Genomic DNA, 18,460 nt, shown 5'->3' on the forward strand with positions numbered 1-18,460 from the left:
GTCGGATCACCCATATGAGTGATGTCACGGTTCAGTGGCCAGGGTCACGGGCATCCGCGCGCGCCCCGGGTGGTCCTTAGCGAGAGTAATGAGTTACGCTAAAGAACATGCCGGACCTCAGCCATGGCGACGACGTAGCCGCCGTGAACTCCCTCCGATCCGCCGTGATGCGGCTGTCCCGTCGGCTCAAGCACCAACGGGTCGACGAGTCGCTCAGCCCCACCGAGATGTCGGTGCTCGGCACCCTGTCCCTGTGCGGCAGGGCCACCCCGGGTGAGCTCGCCCGCAAGGAGCATGTCCAGCCGCCCTCGATGACCCGCATCGTGGCGCTGCTGGAGTCCAAGGGACTGGTCCGTCTGGAGCCGCACCCCGAGGACCGGCGCCAGAAGGTCGTGACGCGCACCGAGCAGGCCGAAGCGATGCTCGAGGAGAGCCGCCGCAAGCGGAACGCGTTCCTGGCCACTTTGGTGGAAAACCTCGACGAGGACGAGTGGGCGAAACTGCGCGCCGCCGCCCCCGTGCTGGAGAAACTCGCGCATCTGTAAGCAGCAGTCGTCGCAAGGAGGCGAATTCTTTGAGTTCGGGACCCGGAGCAGCTTCCGCCCCCGCACCTGACCCCCACGATTCCCCGCCCACCTCCGACACACGCCCCTCCGACGACGCCCGGCCGGTCCGCAAGTCCTCGATGTTCTCCTCCCTGAAGGTCAGGAACTACCGCCTGTTCTTCATGGGGCAGGTCGTCTCCAACATCGGCACCTGGATGCAGCGCATCGCCCAGGACTGGCTGGTGCTCAGCCTCACCGGCTCCTCTGCGGCCGTCGGCATAACGACGGCACTCCAGTTCCTGCCGATGCTGCTCTTCGGCCTCTACGGCGGTGTCCTCGTCGACCGGCTGCGCAAGCGGCCCACCCTGCTCGTCACCCAGTCGGCGATGGCCCTCACCGCCCTCGCCCTCGCCGTCGCCGTCCTCACCGGCCACGTCCAGGTGTGGCACGTGTACGTCGCCGCCTTCGCCGTCGGTCTCGCCACGGTGGTCGACAATCCGGCCCGGCAGTCCTTCGTCTCCGAGCTGGTCGGCCCGGGGCAGCTGCAGAACGCGGTCAGCCTGAACTCGGCGAACTTCCAGTCCGCCCGCCTGGTCGGCCCCGCCGTCGCGGGCATACTGATCACCGGCGTCGGCACCGGCTACGCGTTCCTCTTCAACGGCCTGTCCTTCATCGCGCCGCTCACCGGCCTGATGCTGATGCGCGCCCGCGAGCTGCACGTCGTCGAGCGCGCCCCGCGCGGCAAGGGGCAGCTGCGGGAAGGCGTGCGGTACGTCACCGGCCGCCCGGAGCTGATCTGGCCGATCGTCCTGGTCGGGTTCGTCGGCACCTTCGCCTTCAACTTCCCCGTCTACCTCTCGGCCTTCGCGGACGACGTGTTCCACGCGGGCGCGGGCGCCTACAGCATGTTCAACACGCTGATGGCGGTCGGCTCGGTCGCGGGCGCGCTGCTCGCCGCCCGGCGCGGCACGGCCCGGCTGCGGCTGCTGATCGCGGCGGCCATGGTCTTCGGCGCGCTGGAGATGCTGGCGGCGACCACCCCCGCCCTGTGGATGTTCGCCCTGCTCATGGTCCCGCTGGGCCTGTTCGGCATGACGGTCAACGTCACGACGAACACCAGCATCCAGATGTCCACGGACCCGGCCATGCGCGGCCGTGTCATGGCCCTCTACATGATGGTCTTCCTCGGCGGCTCCCCGGTCGGCGCGCCGATCGTCGGCTGGATCACCGACACGTACGGCGCCCGGGTCGGCCTCGCGGCCGGCGGTGCCGTCGCGGCAGTCGCCGCGGCCGTGATCGGCCTGATCCTGGCCCGCGTCGGCAACCTCCGCCTGTCGGTCGGCTGGCACCACGGCCACCCACGGGTGCGGTTCGTCCCGCGGGAGCAGCAGGATGCGCTGGCTCCGGCGGCGTAGGTCGGCCCGGCGCGTGTCCGGCCGGGAGGCTCACACCCTCCTGGCCAGCAGCTGGCCCGGCCAGCTGTCCTCGCCGACCGTGAAGGCCTCGGTCCGGGTGAAGCCGTTGGCCTCGTAGTAGCGGACGAGCTTGCCGTCGTCGCCGGCGTAACAGTCGACCCGCAACAGGCCCACCCCCGCCCGCCGGGTCACCTCGGCGGCGTGCGTGAGGAGCGCGCTGCCCACGCCGTGGCCCTTGAAGCGGCGGTCGGAGGCGAGCCAGTGGATGTACCGCTCGGGCTCGCCGGGCTGCGCGAGGTGGGACAGGTAGGCGCCGGGCGAGTCGGTCAGGGTGAGGGTGGCGGCGGGGACGCCGTCGGCATCGGCCATGAACACGCTGCCCTCGTCCATGTACCGGCCGACCGACTCGACCGTCTTCGGGCTCTGAGACAAGGGCTTCGTCCCCCACTGCCCCGTGCGCCCCTGCGAGACCAGCCACTCCACGCAGCTGTCGAGCATGCCGAGTATCGCGGGAATGTCGTCGGGGCCGCCTTCTCTGATGGTGATCTCCATGGCCTCATGGTGCCAGGCTGGAGTCATGAGACTCTTCGCCGCCGTGCTCCCCCCTGACGGGGTGATCCGCGAACTCGGTGCCGTGGTGGACGCGTTGCACAAGCTGCCCGGGGCCGACGGGCTGCGGTGGACCGGCCGCCCGGGCTGGCACTTCACCCTCGCCTTCTACGGCGAGGTCGACGACGGGCTCCTGCCGGAGCTGTCGGCCCGGCTGGAGCGGGCCGCTCGCCGTACCGGCCCCTTTCCGCTGGCCGTGCGGGGCGGCGGCCAGTTCGGCCACGGCCGGGCGTTGTGGACCGGGGCCGAAGGCGACCTGGCGACCCTGCGGCTGCTGGCCGAGCGGGTGGAGGCGGCGGCGCGGAAGGCCGGGGTGCCGATGAGGGAACACCGGCGGTACAAGCCGCACCTCACCGTGGCCCGTAGCCGGGAGGCCTCCGATGTCCGGGCCTGTGTCGAGGTCCTGGACACGTTCGTGAGCCGGACCTGGACCGTGCGGGAGCTGGTGCTGGTGCGGAGCAATCTGCCGACCTCGGGGGTCCCCGGGGAGCAGCCCCGATACGAGGTGGTCGGCCGCTGGCCTCTCGGCGGCGCCGGTTAGGCTCGGTGGCGTGGACCCGAAAACCCGCAACCGGATCATGGCCGGTGTGCTTGTGCTGATGTTCTTCGTTGTCGCCTTGGCTTCCGTGCTCGGGAGGTAGGGCGGCGGCCGGGGAACTGCGGTCGGCTGCTTTCCGGCTGCCGGCCGGTGGGGGCTTGTCGCGCAGTTCCCCGCGCCCCTGAAAAAAAGAAGGGCGTCTACCAGGCGAAGGCCTCCGGCGACGGCCCCGGGCCCGGGAAGATCTCGTCCAGGCCCGTCAGGAGCTCCGCGGAGAGCTCCAGCTCGGACGCGCGCACGGCGGAGGCGAGCTGCTCGGCCGTGCGGGGGCCGACGATCGGGCCGGTCACGCCGGGGCGGGTGAGCAGCCAGGCCAGGGCGGCCTCGCCGGGCTCGATGCCGTGCTTGTCGAGCAGGTCCTCGTAGGACTGGATCTGCGCGCGGGTGGCGGGGTCGGCGAGCGCGTCGGCAGCGCGGCCGGAGGCGCGGCGCTTGCCCTCGATCTCCTTCTTGAGGACACCGCCCAGCAGACCGCCGTGCAGCGGCGACCACGGGATGACGCCGAGGCCGTACTCCTGCGCGGCCGGGATGACCTCCATCTCGGCACGCCGCTCGGCGAGGTTGTACAGGCACTGCTCGCTGACCAGCCCGATGGTCCCGCCCCGCCGGGCGGCGATCTCGTTGGCCTGGGCGATCTTGTAGCCGGGGAAGTTCGACGATCCGACGTAGAGGATCTTGCCCTGCTGGACCAGGACGTCGATCGCCTGCCAGATCTCCTCGAAGGGCGTGTCCCGGTCGATGTGGTGGAACTGGTAGACGTCGATGTAATCGGTCTGGAGCCGCTTCAGGCTGGCGTCCACGGCCCGCCGGATGTTGACGGCCGAAAGCTTGTCGTGGTTGGGCCAGGCCGGGCCGTCGGCGCCCATGTTGCCGTACACCTTCGTGGCGAGGACGACCTTGTCACGCCGTCCCTCGCCCTTGGCGAACCAGGTGCCGATGATGCTCTCGGTACGGCCCTTGTTCTCGCCCCAGCCGTACACGTTGGCGGTGTCGAAGAAGTTGATGCCCGCGTCCAGCGCCGCGTCCATGATGGCGTGGCTGTCGGTTTCGTCGGTCTGCGGGCCGAAGTTCATGGTGCCGAGGACGAGCCGGCTGACCTTGAGTCCCGTGCGTCCGAGTTGCGTGTACTTCATGCTGCCCAAGCCAACGTCTTGAAGTGCGCTCCAAGCAAGCACGCGTCGAGCTGGAACGGGGTTTCTGACGCGGCGTCGTCAGTCGCGGGGGAACTCGCCGGTCTTGAGCACCAGGTCGACCACGGTGCCGGTGAGGTCGATGTCGGTGCCGAAGTCGACCCTGGTCCTCACGGCGTAGTCGCCGTCCTTGGGATGGGTGTACAGGTGGCACTTGCCCTGGTAGGGGTCGGCGATGAGGTAGACGGGCACTTCGGCGGTGGCGTAGGCCGCCTTCTTCGGGCCGTAGTCGTTGGCCGCCGTGCCTTGGGAGATGACCTCGGCGATGAACTCGACATCCTCGTGGCGCCAGCGCCCCTCGTCGTCTTCGCCGCGGAGGCGCTGAGCTTGGCCACGCCCGGGCAGAAGCCGTTCCCATGGCCGGGGAAGTCGATACGTGCGTCCGAGAACACCCTGATGTCCATCCCGAACCTGTCCTCGAGGGCTCGTACGATCCGTCGGACGACCTCCCAGTGGGTGTCGCGCTGCGGCGTCATGTGGACATTGCCCCCGACGATCTCGACCCTGAATCCTTCGGGGACGGGCATCCGCTCGAACCGCTCGAACCACTCGTCGAAGCGCTTGGTGTTGGCGTCGGCCATGGCGATCCTGTCGTCAACGACGGTCATCGTGGCGCTCCTCCCCGGCCACCCCATGGACGTGGGCGGCCGCGCACGACAACGATACGCACGGTGACCACGACACGGGGAAGAGCGCATATGCCAGAGCAGCCCGCCACCGACCACCTCGTCCGGCTCCTCCGCACCACCCTCGGCGACGCCGTCCTCGGTATCTACCTGCACGGCTCCGCCGCCCTCGGCGGTCTCCGCCCGCACAGCGACATCGACGTCCTGGCCGTCGTACGGGAGCCCACGACACACGCCCAACGCCGGGCCCTGGTCGACCAGTTGCTCAAGGTGTCCGGCGTGGACGGGCGGCGGCACGTGGAGCTGATCGTCGTTGTGCAGGACGACGTGCGGCCCTGGCGCTACCCGCCCACCTGCGACTTCCTCTACGGCGACTGGCTGCGGGATGACTACGAGCGCGGGGTGACCCCGGACCGCGAACCCAGCCCCGACCTCGCGCCTCTCCTCACGATGGTCCTGCGCGCCGACGCCCCGCTCCACGGGCCGCCGCCCGCCGACCTCCTCGACCCGGTCCCGCACGACGACCTCAGGCGCGCCATCGTCGCCGGCGTGCCGGAGCTGATGGCCGACCTGGACTCCGACACCCGCAACGTGCTGCTCACCCTCGCCCGGATCTGGACCACCCTCACCACCGGGACCATCCGCTCGAAGGACGCGGCAGCCGTGTGGGCGCTCGACCGGCTCCCCGCCGGGCACCGGCCCGCCCTCGCCCGCGCCCGGGCCGTCTACCTGGGGGAGGAGGCGGAGAGCTGGGACGACCTGGCGCCCCGGCCCTGTGCGGAGTTCCTGGCCCACATGATCACCGAGAGTTACTCCTCGTAGGGCTCGCCCAGGTCCCAGGCCTGGTACATCGCCTCGGCGAAGGCAGCCGCGATCTTGTGCTCGCCGCTGTCGTTGGGGTGGGTGCCGTCGTAGGTGTCGGCGTCGATGTCGTACGACGGTGGGGAGGAGGCCAGGAGGACGGGCGAGCCGGGCTCGTCGAGGTCCGCGGCCGTCTTCGCCAGCAGTTCGTTGAAGCGGGCGACCTCGGCGGCGAAGGCCGGGTCGGACTGGGCCCGCACGTTCGGGGTCACCGGCAGCCACACCATCCGCACCCGCCGGTTCGCCGCCCGCGCCTCGGCGGCGAAGGCCCTCACGTTCTCGGCGGTCTGCTCGGCGTTCGTGTAGAAGCCCAGGTCGATCAGGCCGAGGGAGACCAGGAGCACGTCCGCGCGGCACGACCGCACCGCCTCGCCGATCAGCGGCGCCATGTGCAGCCAGCCCTCGCCCCAGCCGGCCAGGTGCGCCCGCGGGAAGTCCGGCTCGGCGTACGCGTACGAGGTCGGGGCGTCGGCGAGCTTGTCGTGCAGCGTCTCGCGCGGGCCGACGAGCGTGAAGGGGCCGCCGTAGGAACGGCACAGGTGCTGCCACATCCGGTAGCGCCACGTGTGTTCGCCCGAGCTCCCGATCGTCATGGAGTCACCGACGGGCATGAACCTGAGCATCCGCTCATCATGAACGATCAGACGGCCGGACGGGGTGTGAGTCGGACCACGCGTTGTGAGGGTTGCCGGTCATTCGGCCTCCGGCTGCTTCAGAAGGAGTTCGTCCAGCCGCACTGACCGGGGACGTTGATCGAGCAGCCGTTATCTGACACCCACCAGCCGGTGCCGGATGTTCCGGAAGGCGTCGGCCAGTGCTGGTGGGCCGATGTCGTCGAGTGTGGTGTCGAAGGTGATGAGCAGGCCCGCGATGCCGGCCCAGGACCAGCCGCCGATGGTCAGGCGGCACCGACCGGAGTCGATGGCCTCAACGACGGACCCTCCGGGGGCCCAGCGAGCTACGACATCCGCAGGCAGGGCGAGGGTGGCGGTGCCGACGCACTGCCACTGGCCGGGGGTGTCTCCTCGGTCGGGATTCTGGACGACAAGGCGAGTGAGGTCGTCGCGTGTCAGTGGCTGGGGTGTGAAGGCAGCTCCGGCGGGGGTTCGTGGGCGGATGCGGTCGACCCGGTAGGTGTGCCACGTGCGGTGGGCGTGGTCGCGGGCGATGAGGTACCAGCGCCCGGCCCAGACGACGAGGTGGTGTGGCTCGACCTCGAGGGGAGGCTGGAATTCGGGCTCGCCGGGCGCGGGGACGTGGCCGTCGGGTGTGGTGTAGTCGAATCGCAGGACGTGGCGGGTGCGGATGGCCGACCCGACGGTTTGCAGGGTTGCCACGTCGATCGGCGGAGCGGAGAACTCCCAGTAGTTGCGCAGGCTCGTGACCTCGAAGGCCTCGCTGGCGGCCCGTAGGCGGGCGGGCATGACCTGGCGCAGGGTGGTCAGCGCGCGGGTGACAGCGTCGTCGATGCCGGTGACGGCCGCAGGTGCGGTCTGCAGCGCGAGGGCGATAGCGACGGCTTGGTCGTCGTCGAGGACCAACGGCGGCAACTTCCCGCCCACTCCGAGCCGGTATCCGCCGCCAGGGCCCTTGACCGCGTCGACGGGGTATCCGAGCTCGCGGAGGGTGTCGATGTCACGGCGCAGGGTCCGCGACGAGACGCCGAGTCGATCGGCGAGTTCGGGCCCAGACCATGCGATGCGCGCCTCGAGCAGGGACAGCAGGCGCAAGATCCGCGCAGACGTGTCAGCCACGAAAGACAGTCTGGCACTGGTAGCGGTCATTCCGTGGCCGCTACCGGTGACACGGTGCGGGCATGGCTCACTCCTCCAGCACCCCCGCGCAGGAAGCACCAGTGGCCGGCCGCCGGGCATCCCTCGCGCTGCTCGTCATGCTGTTCGCCACGTTCATGGACCTGCTCGACGTCACAATCGTCACCGTCGCCGCCCCGGACATCGCCGCCGACCTGCACGCCTCCCAGGCGCAACTGCAGTGGATGCTCGCGGCCTACACGCTCGCGCTCGGGTCCGGCCTGATCACTGGGGGGCGAGTCGGCGACGCCTACGGCCGCCGCAAGGTCTTCCTCGTTTCCCTGGCGTGCTTCGCAGTCGCGTCCGCAGCGTGCGCTCTGGCCCCCTCGGCAGGGGTCCTGATCGCGGTCCGGGCGGTGCAGGGCCTGGCCGGCGGGTTCATGGTCCCGCAGGTCTTCGGCATCATCCGGTCGTCGTTCGAGCCGGCCGCGATGGCCAAGGCCTTCGGTGCGTACGGGGCCGTCCAGGGTCTGGCGTCGGTCGCCGGGCCGCTGCTGGGCGGAGCGCTCATCGACGCGGACCTGTGGGGTCTGGGGTGGCGCACGATTTTCTGGATCAACGTCCCCGTCGCCGTCCTCGCCCTCGCGCTGGGTGTCCGGGTGCTTCCTGAGTCCCTCGCGCCGGTGCGCGCCCGTCTGGACGTGGCCGGGGCTGTGCTGGTCGCGGTTGCGGTGCTCCTGGTGCTGCTGCCGCTCGTGCAGGGTCGGGACTGGGGGTGGCCGGCGTTCGGGTGGGCCCTGCTCGCGATCGGGCTGCTGCTCCTGGCGGTGTTCCTGGCCTACGAGCGGGCCCTGACCCGTCGGGGCGGTCAGCCCGTGCTGGACCCGGCCCTGCTGTCGATCCGGCCGTTCAACGCGGGCCTGGTGGCGTCGGTGCTGTTCTTCGGCGGCCTGGCCTCGTTCTTCCTGGTCCTGTCGATCTACCTGCAGGCCGGCACCGGCCGCTCCGCGTGGGACACCGGCCTGGTGATCCTGCCGTACGCGATCGGGTCGATGATCACCTCTGGCGCCGGGGTCGCCCTCGCTGCGCAGGCCGGCCGCGCCCTCGTCGTCACTGGCGCCCTGACCCTGGCCGCTTCCCAGGGGCTGCTGTGCTGGCTGGTCCGCGACGGCGCCACGGCCCCGGGCTACTGGCCCCTGGCCGGCGCCATGTTCCTCGGTGGCCTCGGCCTGGGACTGGGTGCACCGATCCTGGTCAACGTCGTCCTCGCCGGTGTGCCCGGCCGCCACGCCGGCGCGGCCGGCGGGGTCCTGTCGACGGTGAACCAGATCGGCGGCGCCGCCGGTGTCGCCGTCCTCGGCACCGTCTTCTTCAACGCCCTCATCCCGGCCGCTGGGGCGGCGTCCGGCGCACCAGAGCCGCTGTTCGGCCACGCCCTCGCTCAGGTGATGCCCTGGCAGGTCGCCACCTACGTCCTGGCCGCCGTCGCGATGCTCGCCCTGCCCAAGACCGCCGCCACCCACCAGCAGTGACCCCACCGCCCGCCCGGACGAGGCTCAACCTCGAAGCCTTCTGCCACCACCCCTGACAACCATTCAACCGTGGTTCGCCATCTGGATTTCATCGAGCGGGCGCAAGCCGTGCCGGGATCGACGACCTGTCCACCGAGCTGGAAGGTGCCCTGACGGCTCACCGTGAACGGCATCGTCGCGGCGACCAACTCAGTGATCATGTCAGGCAGCCTCGTCACCACCCTGGCGGCGACAACCTCACGAAGCAACCAGAACACGGTCCCGTGATCCGTTACCGGCGATGAACCGCGCAGCGGGATGGCAGGCTTAAGGGCATGCGCCGACCGTTCGCCATCCTCGCCGCGGCCCTGCTCGTGGGCGCCTTCGCCGTGCCCGCCTCCGCCGCCGACGGCGACGAGGACTTCACGATCAAGGACCCGCGCATCACCGAGTCCAGCGGTCTGGTCGCTTCCCGCCTCCACCCCGGCATCTACTGGACGCACAACGACAGCGACGACGGTCCCTACCTCTACGCCGTCGACAGCAGGACGGGCGAGACCGTCGCGCGCCTCACCCTCACCGGCGTCGGCACGCCCCGGGACGTCGAGGCCATCTCCATCGGTCCGGGCAACCGGATCTACGTCGGCGACATCGGCGACAACCTCGGCGGCAGCTGGCCCCACGTGTGGATCTACGAACTGCCCGAGCCGAAGACGCTGAAGGACCAGACGATCCGGGCCACGCAGTACGTCGTGAAGTACTCCGACGGGGCCCGCGACGCCGAGTCCCTCGTCGTGCACCCGAAGACCGGCCGCGTCTACATCGTCGACAAGAACGAGAAGGGCGGGCACCTGTACGAGGGGCCCGCCGAGCTCTCCGCCTCGGGCACGAACGTCTTCCGGCCCGTCGCGGCCGTGCCCGACCTGGAGGCCACCGACGCCACGCTCTCCCCGGACGGCCGGCACCTCGTCGTACGCAGCTACTTCGGCGCGATCGCGTACGACTGGAACGACGGGAAGATCAAGCGGAAGCAGCGGCTCGGCGTGCCGTTCCTCGGGCAGGGGGAGTCCGTCACCTACACCGCCGACGGGACGCGGCTCATGTACGGCGCCGAGGGGGCCGACAGCTCGGTGGAGGGGCAGGACGCGCCCGGTGGCTCAGGATCGCCGTCCGCGGGAGGGAGTTCGTCCGCGCGCGGCGACGGCGGTGGCAGCGGTGACGGGCTCAGCGGCAATCTCAAGACCGGCGCCATCGCCGTGGCTGTGGCCTGCGCCGCCCTGCTCGGTCTGCGCGGGCTGAGGCGGCGCAGGTAGGGCCTGCCGGAGGCGGCGGCTCACGAGGCCGACTCGCCCCGGCGTTGCGCCACGAGTACTTCCAACCCGTCCAGGATCCGCTGGAGTCCGAACCCGAAGTGGTCGAAGTCGGGCCCGAACGTGTCCTCGGAGAGTGACGCCATCACCGGGTAGCGGCCCGAGGCCAGGACCTTCTCCAGCACCGGCACCTGTGCCTGCCAGAACTCCGTGTCCGTCAGGCCCGTCCGGCGCTCCGCCTCCTGCTGGTAGAGCTGCGTGCGCGCGGCCCCGACGACGTACCCGTCGATCATGATGATCGCGGAGACCAGTTCGGGGTCGGTCAGCCCCATCGGGCGGATCAGGGTGAGGACCTTCTCCATGCCGTCCAGGGCGCTCGGGCCGAGGATCGGGCGGGACTGGTTGACCTGGAGCAGCCAGGGATGGCGGCGGTAGAGGGCGAGGGTCTCGCGGGCCATGGCCTCCAGGGCGGCGCGCCAGCCGCCGTCGCCCAGGTCGGCCGGGTTCTCCGAGGGGCGCTGGACCCGGTCCAGCATCAGGTCGAGCAGCTCGCCCTTGCCGGGGACGTACCGGTAGAGCGACATGGTGCCGGTGCCGAGTTCGGCGGCGACGCGGCGCATGGAGAGCCCTTCCAGACCTTCCGTGTCCGCGACCTGGACGGCCGCTTCCACGATCCGGTCCAGGGTCAGGGTCGGCTTCGGGCCGCGGCTGGGACGCCGGCCCGTGTCCCACAGCAGTTCGAGGGTGCGGGCGATATCGCCGCTGCCACTGGTCTCCGTACCGCCTGTGCTGCCGGTACGGCCAGTACTGCGCTTGCCGCCTGTACCGCTTGTACCGCTCGTGCCGCTTTCCATGGAGCCCAGCTTAGGTCCCCCGCAAAAAACTGGGTACGGCGTACGCGTAATCGGGTACGCTGTACCCAGTTAGTGCCGACGCAGGGCACGAGCGAAGGGGAGGGGCGGACATGGACGGATACGCGGTGCGGGCCGAGGCGCTGGAGAAGAGGTACGGCGAGAAACGCGCACTCGACGGTTTCGACCTGGCGGTGCGCGAGGGCACGGTGCACGGCCTGCTCGGGCCGAACGGGGCGGGCAAGACCACCGCCGTCCGCATCCTGTCCACGCTGATCCGGCTGGACGGGGGCAGGGCGACGGTCGCCGGTCTCGACGTGGCCCGGCAGCCGCGCGAGGTGCGGGCCCGGATCGGGCTCACCGGTCAGTACGCGGCGGTGGACGAGGTGCTCACCGGCCGGCAGAACCTGGAGATGTTCGGCCGGCTGTTCCACCTCGGCGGCAAGCGGGCCAGGCTCCGGGCGACCGAACTGCTGGAACAGTTCGACCTGGCCGACGCCGCCGACCGGGGCGTCGGCAAGTACAGCGGCGGCATGCGGCGCCGCCTCGACCTCGCCGCGTCGATGATCCTGGCCCCGGCCGTCCTCTTCCTCGACGAGCCGACGACCGGCCTCGACCCCCGCAGCCGCGGGGAGGTCTGGGAGTCCGTAAGGGCGTTGGTGGCCGGCGGCACGACCGTGCTGCTCACCACGCAGTACCTGGAGGAGGCCGACAAGCTCGCCTCCCGCATCACCGTCATCGACCAGGGGCGGGCCATCGCCGACGACACCCCGGACGGGCTGAAGAGCCTGGTCGGCGGTGACCGTATCGAGGTCGTGGTCGCCGAGCGGGCCGAGATCCCGCGGGTGGTGAAGGTGGTCGCCCGGGTCGCGGACGGCGAACCCGAGGCGGACGAGACCGAGTTGCGGGTGCACGCCCCGGTCACCGACCGGGTCACGGCACTCACCGAAGTGGCGCGGACCCTCCAGGACGAGGGTGTCCGCGTCGAGGACATCGGGCTGCGCAGGCCCAGCCTCGACGACGTGTTCCTGCGCCTGACCGGACACCGGACCGAGAAGGAGGCCGCGGCGTGAGTGCCATCGACCTGAGCTCGCCCGGCACGCGCGGCCGCACCTACTGGCTGCTCGCCGACTGCTGGAACATCGTCCGCCGCGGCCTGACCCACTACCAGCGCCAGCCCGTCAACATCGCCTGGCAGCTGGGCTTCCCGATCCTCTCCGTGCTGCTCTACGGCTATGTCTTCGGCAGCGCCATGAAGGTGCCGGGCGGCGGGGACTACAACGACTACCTGATGCCGGGCATGTTCGCGATGACCATGGCGTTCGGCTTCATCAACACGGCGACCCTCGTGGTCTACGACTCCACCAAGGGCGTCATCGACCGCTTCCGCTCCATGCCGATGGCGTCCTCCGCCGTGGTGGCCGGGCGCGGCGTCACCGATCTGCTCGTCGCCTGCGCCGAGTTGGCGATCATGATGCTCACCGCGCTCGCCATGGGCTGGCGGCCGGACGGGGGCCTCGGCTTCCTGGGCGCGTTCGGGCTGCTGCTGTGGCTGCGGTTCGCGCTCATCTGGATCGGGGTGTGGCTCGGTCTGCTCGTGCCCAACCCGGAGGCGGCGGGCGGCCTGTTCGCGGTCGCCTTCCCGCTGACGATGATCTCCAGCATCTTCGTCGCGCCGCAGCTCATGCCCGACTGGCTGGGCTGGGTGGCGGTCTGGAACCCGATCTCCTCCACGGCGGCGGCGGCCCGGGAGCTGTTCGGCACGCCGGTCGGCGGCGACACCTGGGTCGAACAGCACGCGCTGCTGATGGCCGGGGTGTGGCCGGTGATCCTGACGCTGATCTTCCTGCCGCTGGCGGTACGCCGGTTCAGGAAGCTGAGCCGCTAGCGCCGTCGGCGAGCGGAACGCGCACCTCCCGGAGGGTTGACGTGCTCATGGTGCGTCAGTTTCCTGGGAGGTGCGCGGCGCATATGGGAGCGCTCCCATCGCTGTTCCGGGGCCGCGCCTCCCCCGAGAGGAAGCAGCCATGTTCCGCACTCTGCGAAGAGCGCTGTGCGTCGCCGCGGCGCTCCTGTTACCCCTGGCCGGTACCCAGTCGGCGCACGCCGACGTCGACGCGCAGGCCGGCGCCGGATACTGGCACACCAGCGGCCGGCAGATCCTGGACGCGGCCGGGCAGCCGGTCCGCATCGCCGGCGTCAACTGGTTCGGCTTCGAGACCGACATCCACGTCGTCCACGGCCTGTGGACCCGCGACTACAAGAGCATGATCGACCAGATGAAGTCGCTGGGCTACAACACCATCCGGATGCCCTACAGCGACGACATCCTCAAGCCCGGCACCATGCCCGGCAGCATCAACCACGACGGCAGGAACACCGACCTGCGCGGCCTGACGTCGCTCCAGGTCCTGGACCGGATCGTGGCGTACGCCGGACAGGCCGGACTCAAGATCGTCCTCGACCGGCACCGCCCGGACGCGGCGGGCCAGTCGGCGCTCTGGTACACGGCGTCGGTCCCCGAGTCGACCTGGATCGCCAACCTCAAGACCCTGGCGACGCGCTACAAGGGCAACTCCACCGTCGTCGGCATCGACCTGCACAACGAGCCCCACGACCCCGCCTGCTGGGGCTGCGGCGATACGGCCCGGGACTGGCGGCTGGCCGCCCAGCGCGCGGGCAACGCCGTGCTGTCGGTCAACCCCGAGCTGCTGATCATGGTCGAGGGCGTGCAGTCGTACAACGGCGTCAACGGCTGGTGGGGCGGCAACCTCATGGGCGTCGCCCAGTACCCGGTCCAGCTGGACGTCCCGAACCGGCTGGTGTACTCGGCCCACGACTACGCCACGTCGGTGGCCCAGCAGTCGTGGTTCAGCGACCCGTCCTTCCCCGCCAACATGACGGGGATCTGGGACAAGTACTGGGGCTACGTCTTCAAGCAGAACATCGCGCCGGTGTGGCTCGGCGAGTTCGGTACGACGCTCCAGCCGGCGGTGGACCAGAAGTGGCTGTCCGCGCTGGTGACGTACCTGCGTTCGACGTCGGAGCACGGCGCCGACAGCTTCCACTGGACGTTCTGGTCCTGGAACCCCAACTCCGGCGACACGGGCGGGATCCTGAAGGACGACTGGCAGACGGTGGACACCGTGAAGGACGGGTACCTCAAGGCGATCAAGGCGCCGGGGTTCGAGGGCGGCGGTTCCGGGCCGGATCCCGGCGGGCCGGGTGACCCCGGTGGCACGGCTGCCTGCACCGCCGCCTACACGGTGAGCAGCGACTGGGGCGGCGGCTTCAACGCCGAGGTGAAGGTGACCAACAAGGGCACCACGCCGCTGAAGTCCTGGAAGGTCACGTGGGCATGGAGCGGTGCGGAGAAGGTCACCAGCATGTGGAACGCGTCGTACACGCAGAGCGGGACCGGCGTGACGGCTGTGAACGCCGCGCACAACGGAAGCGTGCCGGTGGAAGGTTCGGCGAGCTTCGGCCTCGGAGGTACTCCCGGGGGCGGGACTGTGCCGAGCGTGACCTGCGCGGCGACCTGACGCCGGTGTGACGGGGACGCTCGGTGCTCGCCGGGCGCCCCCGGATCACACGCGTACCTGGCCATGTACCTGACCGGGCCGTTCGCCGGGAGTGCCCTTCTTCTGGTGCGGAGGATTCCGTACTGGCCCGCCCGGCGGCGGCGTACGCTGAGCCTTATGGTGCTTTACCGTGCCAAGAGCGGACAAACAGGTCAGGAATCGCCGAGTGATCCGAGCCTTCCCGTGTTCGTCGACGCCTCCGGTCGGCGTGCCCGGAATCTGCGGCGCGCGGGCTACGGGCTGGCCGCCTGCGCAGCCAGCTACATGGCGGTGCTGGGGCTGAGCCTGATGGGAGCAACGCCCTTCGCGCCGGAGGCGATCCTGCCCGGTGACATAGCGGCGCCTGCCGCACCGGAACCCCGCGCCCCGGGCCGGACCCCCCTGGCGCCGCCGGACGGCCCTCCGGCCGCAGCCGGTCCTTCGGCCGCGGCCGGCCCGAGCACCCTGCTCATACCGCAGTTCACCGCGCCCGGCCCTTCCCTTGCTCCGCCCCTTGTGCCCGGGAACCCACCGCCCAGCGCATCGGCCCCTCCTGACACACCAGAACCAGAGGCACCAACGACAGCGCCACCCTCGCCGACGCAGCCCACGCCCCCCGATGATCCTCCCGCTCCCGCCCCTGCACCCGGCACGGGCAGCACTCCCGCCTCGCCGCCGCCCCCGCCCGCACCTGCTCCGCAGACCAGTGCCCCACCGGCCCCCGCGCCTCCAGCGCCCACGCCGCCACCCGCCTCACCGGTCCCCGAGCCCCCGGCGCCGCCACCCACGCCCCAGCCCACAGGGCCGGCGACCGTTCCCCCGGCACCGCCCGGTGCCGTGGGCGAGCCCCCGCCCTCCGACCCATCGGTGGCCGAGGCTCCCTGATGCGGCGGCGCCCCGACCGGTCACCCGGCCGCTCCGCGAGGCCGTCCGGCCCGCGGCGGACGCGCGCACCCCTGTCGCCGCGGCACCGCTTCCGCATCGTCGTTCCCCTCGTCCTGCTGGCCTTCGTCGCCTCGGTCCTCCTCGTCGAGGGGTACACCACCAGGGGCTTCGCCGGTGACCAGGAAGGGCGCGGCGGACCACCGGCCACCGGCGTCCCCCGCAGGATCACCGGCGGCGGTCCGGTCGTCGACATCACCGGCGATCACCAGCGGACGTACCGCACGCCGGACAAGACCGTCGTCCTGACCTTCGACGACGGCCCGGACCCCACCTGGACGCCCCGCATACGGGCCGTTCTCGACCACTACCGCACGCCCGGCACCTTCTTCGTCACCGGGCAGCAGACCGCCCGGCACCCGGGAGTCCTGCGCCGTGTGGTCCGCTCCGGCCACGAGATCGGCGTGCACACCTTCTCCCACCCGGACCTGGCCACCCGGTCCGCGAGCGCCGTCGACCGTGAGCTGGCGCTGACCCAACTCGCCCTCGCGGGGGCCGCGGGCATCAACACGTCACTGATGCGGATGCCCTACTCCTCGGTCCCCTCCGCCCTCGACGACTCGGCGTGGTCCGTGGCGCGGCGGCTGGGGGAGAAGGGCTACGTCCTGGCGTTCATCGACCAGGACACCAACGACTGGCGGCGGCCGGGCGCCCGGGCGATCGCCGACGCGGCCATCCCGAAAGTGCCGGGCAGGGGCGCGGTCGTCCTCCTGCACGACGCGGGAGGGGACAGATCACAGACGGTCGAAGCCCTCAGGACCCTGATTCCCCGGCTGAAGGCCCAGGGCTATCGCTTCACCACCCTTGCCGATCTCGTCGGCACCGACAGTTTCACCAGCCCCGTCGACACGGCGGACCGGTGGAGCGGCCGCATCTTCGTGGCCGCCGTGACCGTGTCGGGGGCGGCGGTGTCGGCCGTCAGCGTACTGCTGCTGGTGGTCGGTTCGCTCGTCCTCGCACGCTGTGTGCTGCTGCTCGTCCTGGCCCGTCACCACGCCCGCCGTCAACGGCGCCCCGACAGCGGCCGGCACGGGCCCGTCACTCGGCCCGTCAGCGTCGTCGTACCCGCCTACAACGAGGAGCTGTGCATCGCCAAGACGCTCCGCTCCCTCGCCGCGAGCGACCATCCCGTCGAGATCATCGTCGTGGACGACGGGTCCCGCGACGGCACCGCCGACATCGCGCAGTCACTCGCCCTCGCGAACGTCACCGTCATCCGCCGGCCCAACGGCGGCAAACCCTCCGCCCTCAACACCGGCGTCCTGCGGGCCTCCCACGACATCGTCGTCATGCTGGACGCCGACACCGTCTTCGCCCCCTCGACCGTCGGCCGCCTCGTCCAGCCGTTCGCCGACCCCAGCGTCGGTGCCGTCGCGGGCAACGCCAAGGTCGGCAACCGCCGGCGGCTGCTCGGCCGGTGGCAGCACATCGAGTACGTCATGGGCTTCAATCTCGACCGCCGCATGTACGACCTGCTGCGCTGCCTGCCCACCATCCCCGGTGCCGCGGGGGCATTCCGCGCCGAGGCCCTGCGGGACGCCGGAATGATGAGTGCGGACACCCTCGCGGAGGACACCGACATCACCATGGCCCTGCACCGGGCCGGGTGGGAGGTCCGCTACGCGCCGGACGCACTCGCCTGGACCGAGGCACCGTCCTCGTTGCGGCAGCTGTGGCGCCAGCGCTACCGATGGAGCTACGGCACGATGCAGGCCACGTGGAAGCACCGGCACGCGCTGTTCGAGCGTGGCCACGGAGGCCACTTCGGCCGCCTCGGTCTGCCCTTGCTTGCCGTCTTCCAGATCTTCACCCCGCTGCTCGCCCCGCTGATCGACATACTGGCCGTCTACGGCCTGGTGTTCGGGAACCCGCGCACCACCGCGCTGGCCTGGAGCGGCGTGCTGGCGGTGCAGGCCGTCTGCGCCGTGTACGCCTTCCATCTCGACGGCGAGAGGCTCCGGCCGCTGTGGGCGCTTCCTCTCCAGCAGGTCGTCTACCGCCAGGTGATGTATCTGGTCCTGGTCCAGGCCTGCCTGACCGCGATCAACGGCTACCGGCTGCCCTGGCAGCGGCTCAAGCGCAGTGGAGACGTGATGCTGCCTCCGCAGCCCTCCACCCGCCGGACGTGAGCTTCCCTGCCGCGGCCCGCTACGCCTAATGGCTCATCGGGTTCACCGGGGCCCCTGACCGTTCTGACGTGGTCCTTTTCCGCGCCCGCCTGCCCGAGCCTCCCCGGTGGTTCGCACAATCGGGTTGAGTTGCCGGGCCGAAGGGCCGTCAGCCTTCCTCCCGGGCGCTTTTCCGCTCAATGTGTGATCATGAAAACTCCGCGATTGCACTGTATGCCCCGATCCCTCGCCCACTCGGCCGGTGCGGCTGTCATCGTCCTCGCAGCAGCCCTGACCTCCGCCGCGCCCGTGGCGGCCGACTCGGCTGCGCCGCCGGACCGCAAAGATGGCCAGAGTTCTTCGTGCTACACGTCCCGCACTGAGCGGCAGGGGATCGAAGGGGTCGTCTGGACCGTCCTGTTCGGACCCCAGAACACCACGACGGAGACCCGGTGCGACGGCCAGGTGGCGGAGGGAGGGCAGGACCAGAGCACAGGCCTCCTCCCGCCCTTCATGGGCTGACCTGCCAGGGGCGCTTGGGTGTTCCGGGCGCCCCTCTCATCACGGCTGCGCTCTTCCTGTG

At 70.9% G+C, this 18,460-nt stretch carries 15 protein-coding genes and 1 pseudogene; 10 read left to right on the forward strand and 6 right to left on the reverse strand.

Annotated features, from left to right (window positions below; genetic code table 11):
- Positions 1 to 107 precede the first annotated feature (107 nt).
- Positions 108 to 545 (forward strand): MarR family transcriptional regulator, encoded by a 438-nt coding sequence (locus tag MQE23_RS24910; protein ID WP_020273509.1) that lies wholly within the window; start codon positions 108 to 110, stop codon positions 543 to 545.
- 29 nt (positions 546 to 574) lie between these two features.
- Positions 575 to 1,960 (forward strand): MFS transporter, encoded by a 1,386-nt coding sequence (locus MQE23_RS24915; RefSeq protein ID WP_037670043.1) that lies wholly within the window; start codon positions 575 to 577, stop codon positions 1,958 to 1,960.
- 30 nt (positions 1,961 to 1,990) lie between these two features.
- Here the strand turns inward: MQE23_RS24915 and MQE23_RS24920 are convergent, their stop codons facing one another.
- Complete coding sequence (locus MQE23_RS24920) at positions 1,991 to 2,512, reverse strand: GNAT family N-acetyltransferase (RefSeq protein ID WP_020273511.1); 522 nt, start codon at positions 2,510 to 2,512, stop codon at positions 1,991 to 1,993.
- Positions 2,513 to 2,537: 25 nt separating this feature from the next.
- On the opposite strand from MQE23_RS24920, the gene thpR reads away from it, so the two are divergent.
- On the forward strand, positions 2,538 to 3,110 hold the full coding sequence (gene thpR / locus MQE23_RS24925) for an RNA 2',3'-cyclic phosphodiesterase (protein ID WP_020273512.1): 573 nt from the start codon (positions 2,538 to 2,540) through the stop codon (positions 3,108 to 3,110).
- A 197-nt stretch (positions 3,111 to 3,307) separates the two neighbouring features.
- Here thpR and MQE23_RS24930 read toward each other — a convergent pair whose 3' ends face one another.
- Positions 3,308 to 4,300: an aldo/keto reductase gene (locus MQE23_RS24930; RefSeq protein ID WP_243380334.1), complete on the reverse strand. Its 993-nt coding sequence runs from the start codon at positions 4,298 to 4,300 to the stop codon at positions 3,308 to 3,310.
- A gap of 78 nt (positions 4,301 to 4,378) precedes the next feature.
- Positions 4,379 to 4,965, reverse strand: a pseudogene (locus MQE23_RS24935) (Uma2 family endonuclease).
- Positions 4,966 to 5,055: 90 nt separating this feature from the next.
- Here MQE23_RS24935 and MQE23_RS24940 point away from each other — a divergent pair.
- Positions 5,056 to 5,805, forward strand: a complete 750-nt coding sequence (locus MQE23_RS24940; protein ID WP_243380335.1) for an aminoglycoside adenylyltransferase family protein — start codon at positions 5,056 to 5,058, stop codon at positions 5,803 to 5,805.
- Here MQE23_RS24940 and MQE23_RS24945 read toward each other — a convergent pair.
- Both MQE23_RS24945 and MQE23_RS24950 read right to left on the reverse strand, forming a co-directional pair.
- A complete protein-coding gene (locus MQE23_RS24945; protein WP_020276364.1) occupies positions 5,793 to 6,467 on the reverse strand; it encodes a GDSL-type esterase/lipase family protein in 675 nt (224 codons plus the stop codon). The two genes, MQE23_RS24940 and MQE23_RS24945, sit on opposite strands and share 13 nt — an antisense overlap.
- A 141-nt stretch (positions 6,468 to 6,608) precedes the next feature.
- Entirely contained in the window at positions 6,609 to 7,718 is a 1,110-nt protein-coding gene (locus MQE23_RS24950) for a WYL domain-containing protein (RefSeq protein WP_347710144.1), read from the reverse strand.
- Here MQE23_RS24950 and MQE23_RS24955 point away from each other — a divergent pair.
- Positions 7,661 to 9,127, forward strand: a complete 1,467-nt coding sequence (locus MQE23_RS24955) for an MFS transporter (protein ID WP_037672748.1) — start codon at positions 7,661 to 7,663, stop codon at positions 9,125 to 9,127. The two genes, MQE23_RS24950 and MQE23_RS24955, sit on opposite strands and share 58 nt — an antisense overlap.
- 314 nt (positions 9,128 to 9,441) lie before the next feature.
- Positions 9,442 to 10,419, forward strand: coding sequence for a hypothetical protein (locus tag MQE23_RS24960; RefSeq protein ID WP_020276360.1), 978 nt, complete (start codon positions 9,442 to 9,444; stop codon positions 10,417 to 10,419).
- 20 nt (positions 10,420 to 10,439) lie between these two features.
- On the opposite strand, the gene MQE23_RS24965 is transcribed toward MQE23_RS24960, so the two are convergent.
- Positions 10,440 to 11,270, reverse strand: coding sequence for a TetR/AcrR family transcriptional regulator (locus tag MQE23_RS24965; RefSeq protein ID WP_020276359.1), 831 nt, complete (start codon positions 11,268 to 11,270; stop codon positions 10,440 to 10,442).
- A gap of 110 nt (positions 11,271 to 11,380) precedes the next feature.
- Here MQE23_RS24965 and MQE23_RS24970 point away from each other — a divergent pair, with 110 nt between their 5' ends.
- The 4 genes from MQE23_RS24970 to MQE23_RS24985 all read left to right on the forward strand — a co-directional run bounded on the left by MQE23_RS24970 (position 11,381) and on the right by MQE23_RS24985 (position 17,898).
- On the forward strand, positions 11,381 to 12,340 hold the full coding sequence (locus MQE23_RS24970; RefSeq protein WP_020276358.1) for a daunorubicin resistance protein DrrA family ABC transporter ATP-binding protein: 960 nt from the start codon (positions 11,381 to 11,383) through the stop codon (positions 12,338 to 12,340).
- Positions 12,337 to 13,155, forward strand: a complete 819-nt coding sequence (locus tag MQE23_RS24975; protein WP_243380337.1) for an ABC transporter permease — start codon at positions 12,337 to 12,339, stop codon at positions 13,153 to 13,155. The genes MQE23_RS24970 and MQE23_RS24975 overlap by 4 nt, the downstream gene beginning before the upstream one ends.
- 139 nt (positions 13,156 to 13,294) lie before the next feature.
- A complete protein-coding gene (locus MQE23_RS24980; protein ID WP_243380338.1) occupies positions 13,295 to 14,809 on the forward strand; it encodes a cellulase family glycosylhydrolase in 1,515 nt (504 codons plus the stop codon).
- A gap of 902 nt (positions 14,810 to 15,711) precedes the next feature.
- Positions 15,712 to 17,898 carry a bifunctional polysaccharide deacetylase/glycosyltransferase family 2 protein gene (locus tag MQE23_RS24985; protein WP_020276355.1) on the forward strand — a complete coding sequence of 729 codons (2,187 nt, stop codon included), beginning with the start codon at positions 15,712 to 15,714 and terminating at the stop codon, positions 17,896 to 17,898.
- Positions 17,899 to 18,460: the final 562 nt, after the last annotated feature.

The organism is Streptomyces sp. HP-A2021 (genome assembly GCF_022807935.1).
Taxonomy (GTDB): Bacteria; Actinomycetota; Actinomycetes; order Streptomycetales; family Streptomycetaceae; genus Streptomyces; species Streptomyces afghaniensis.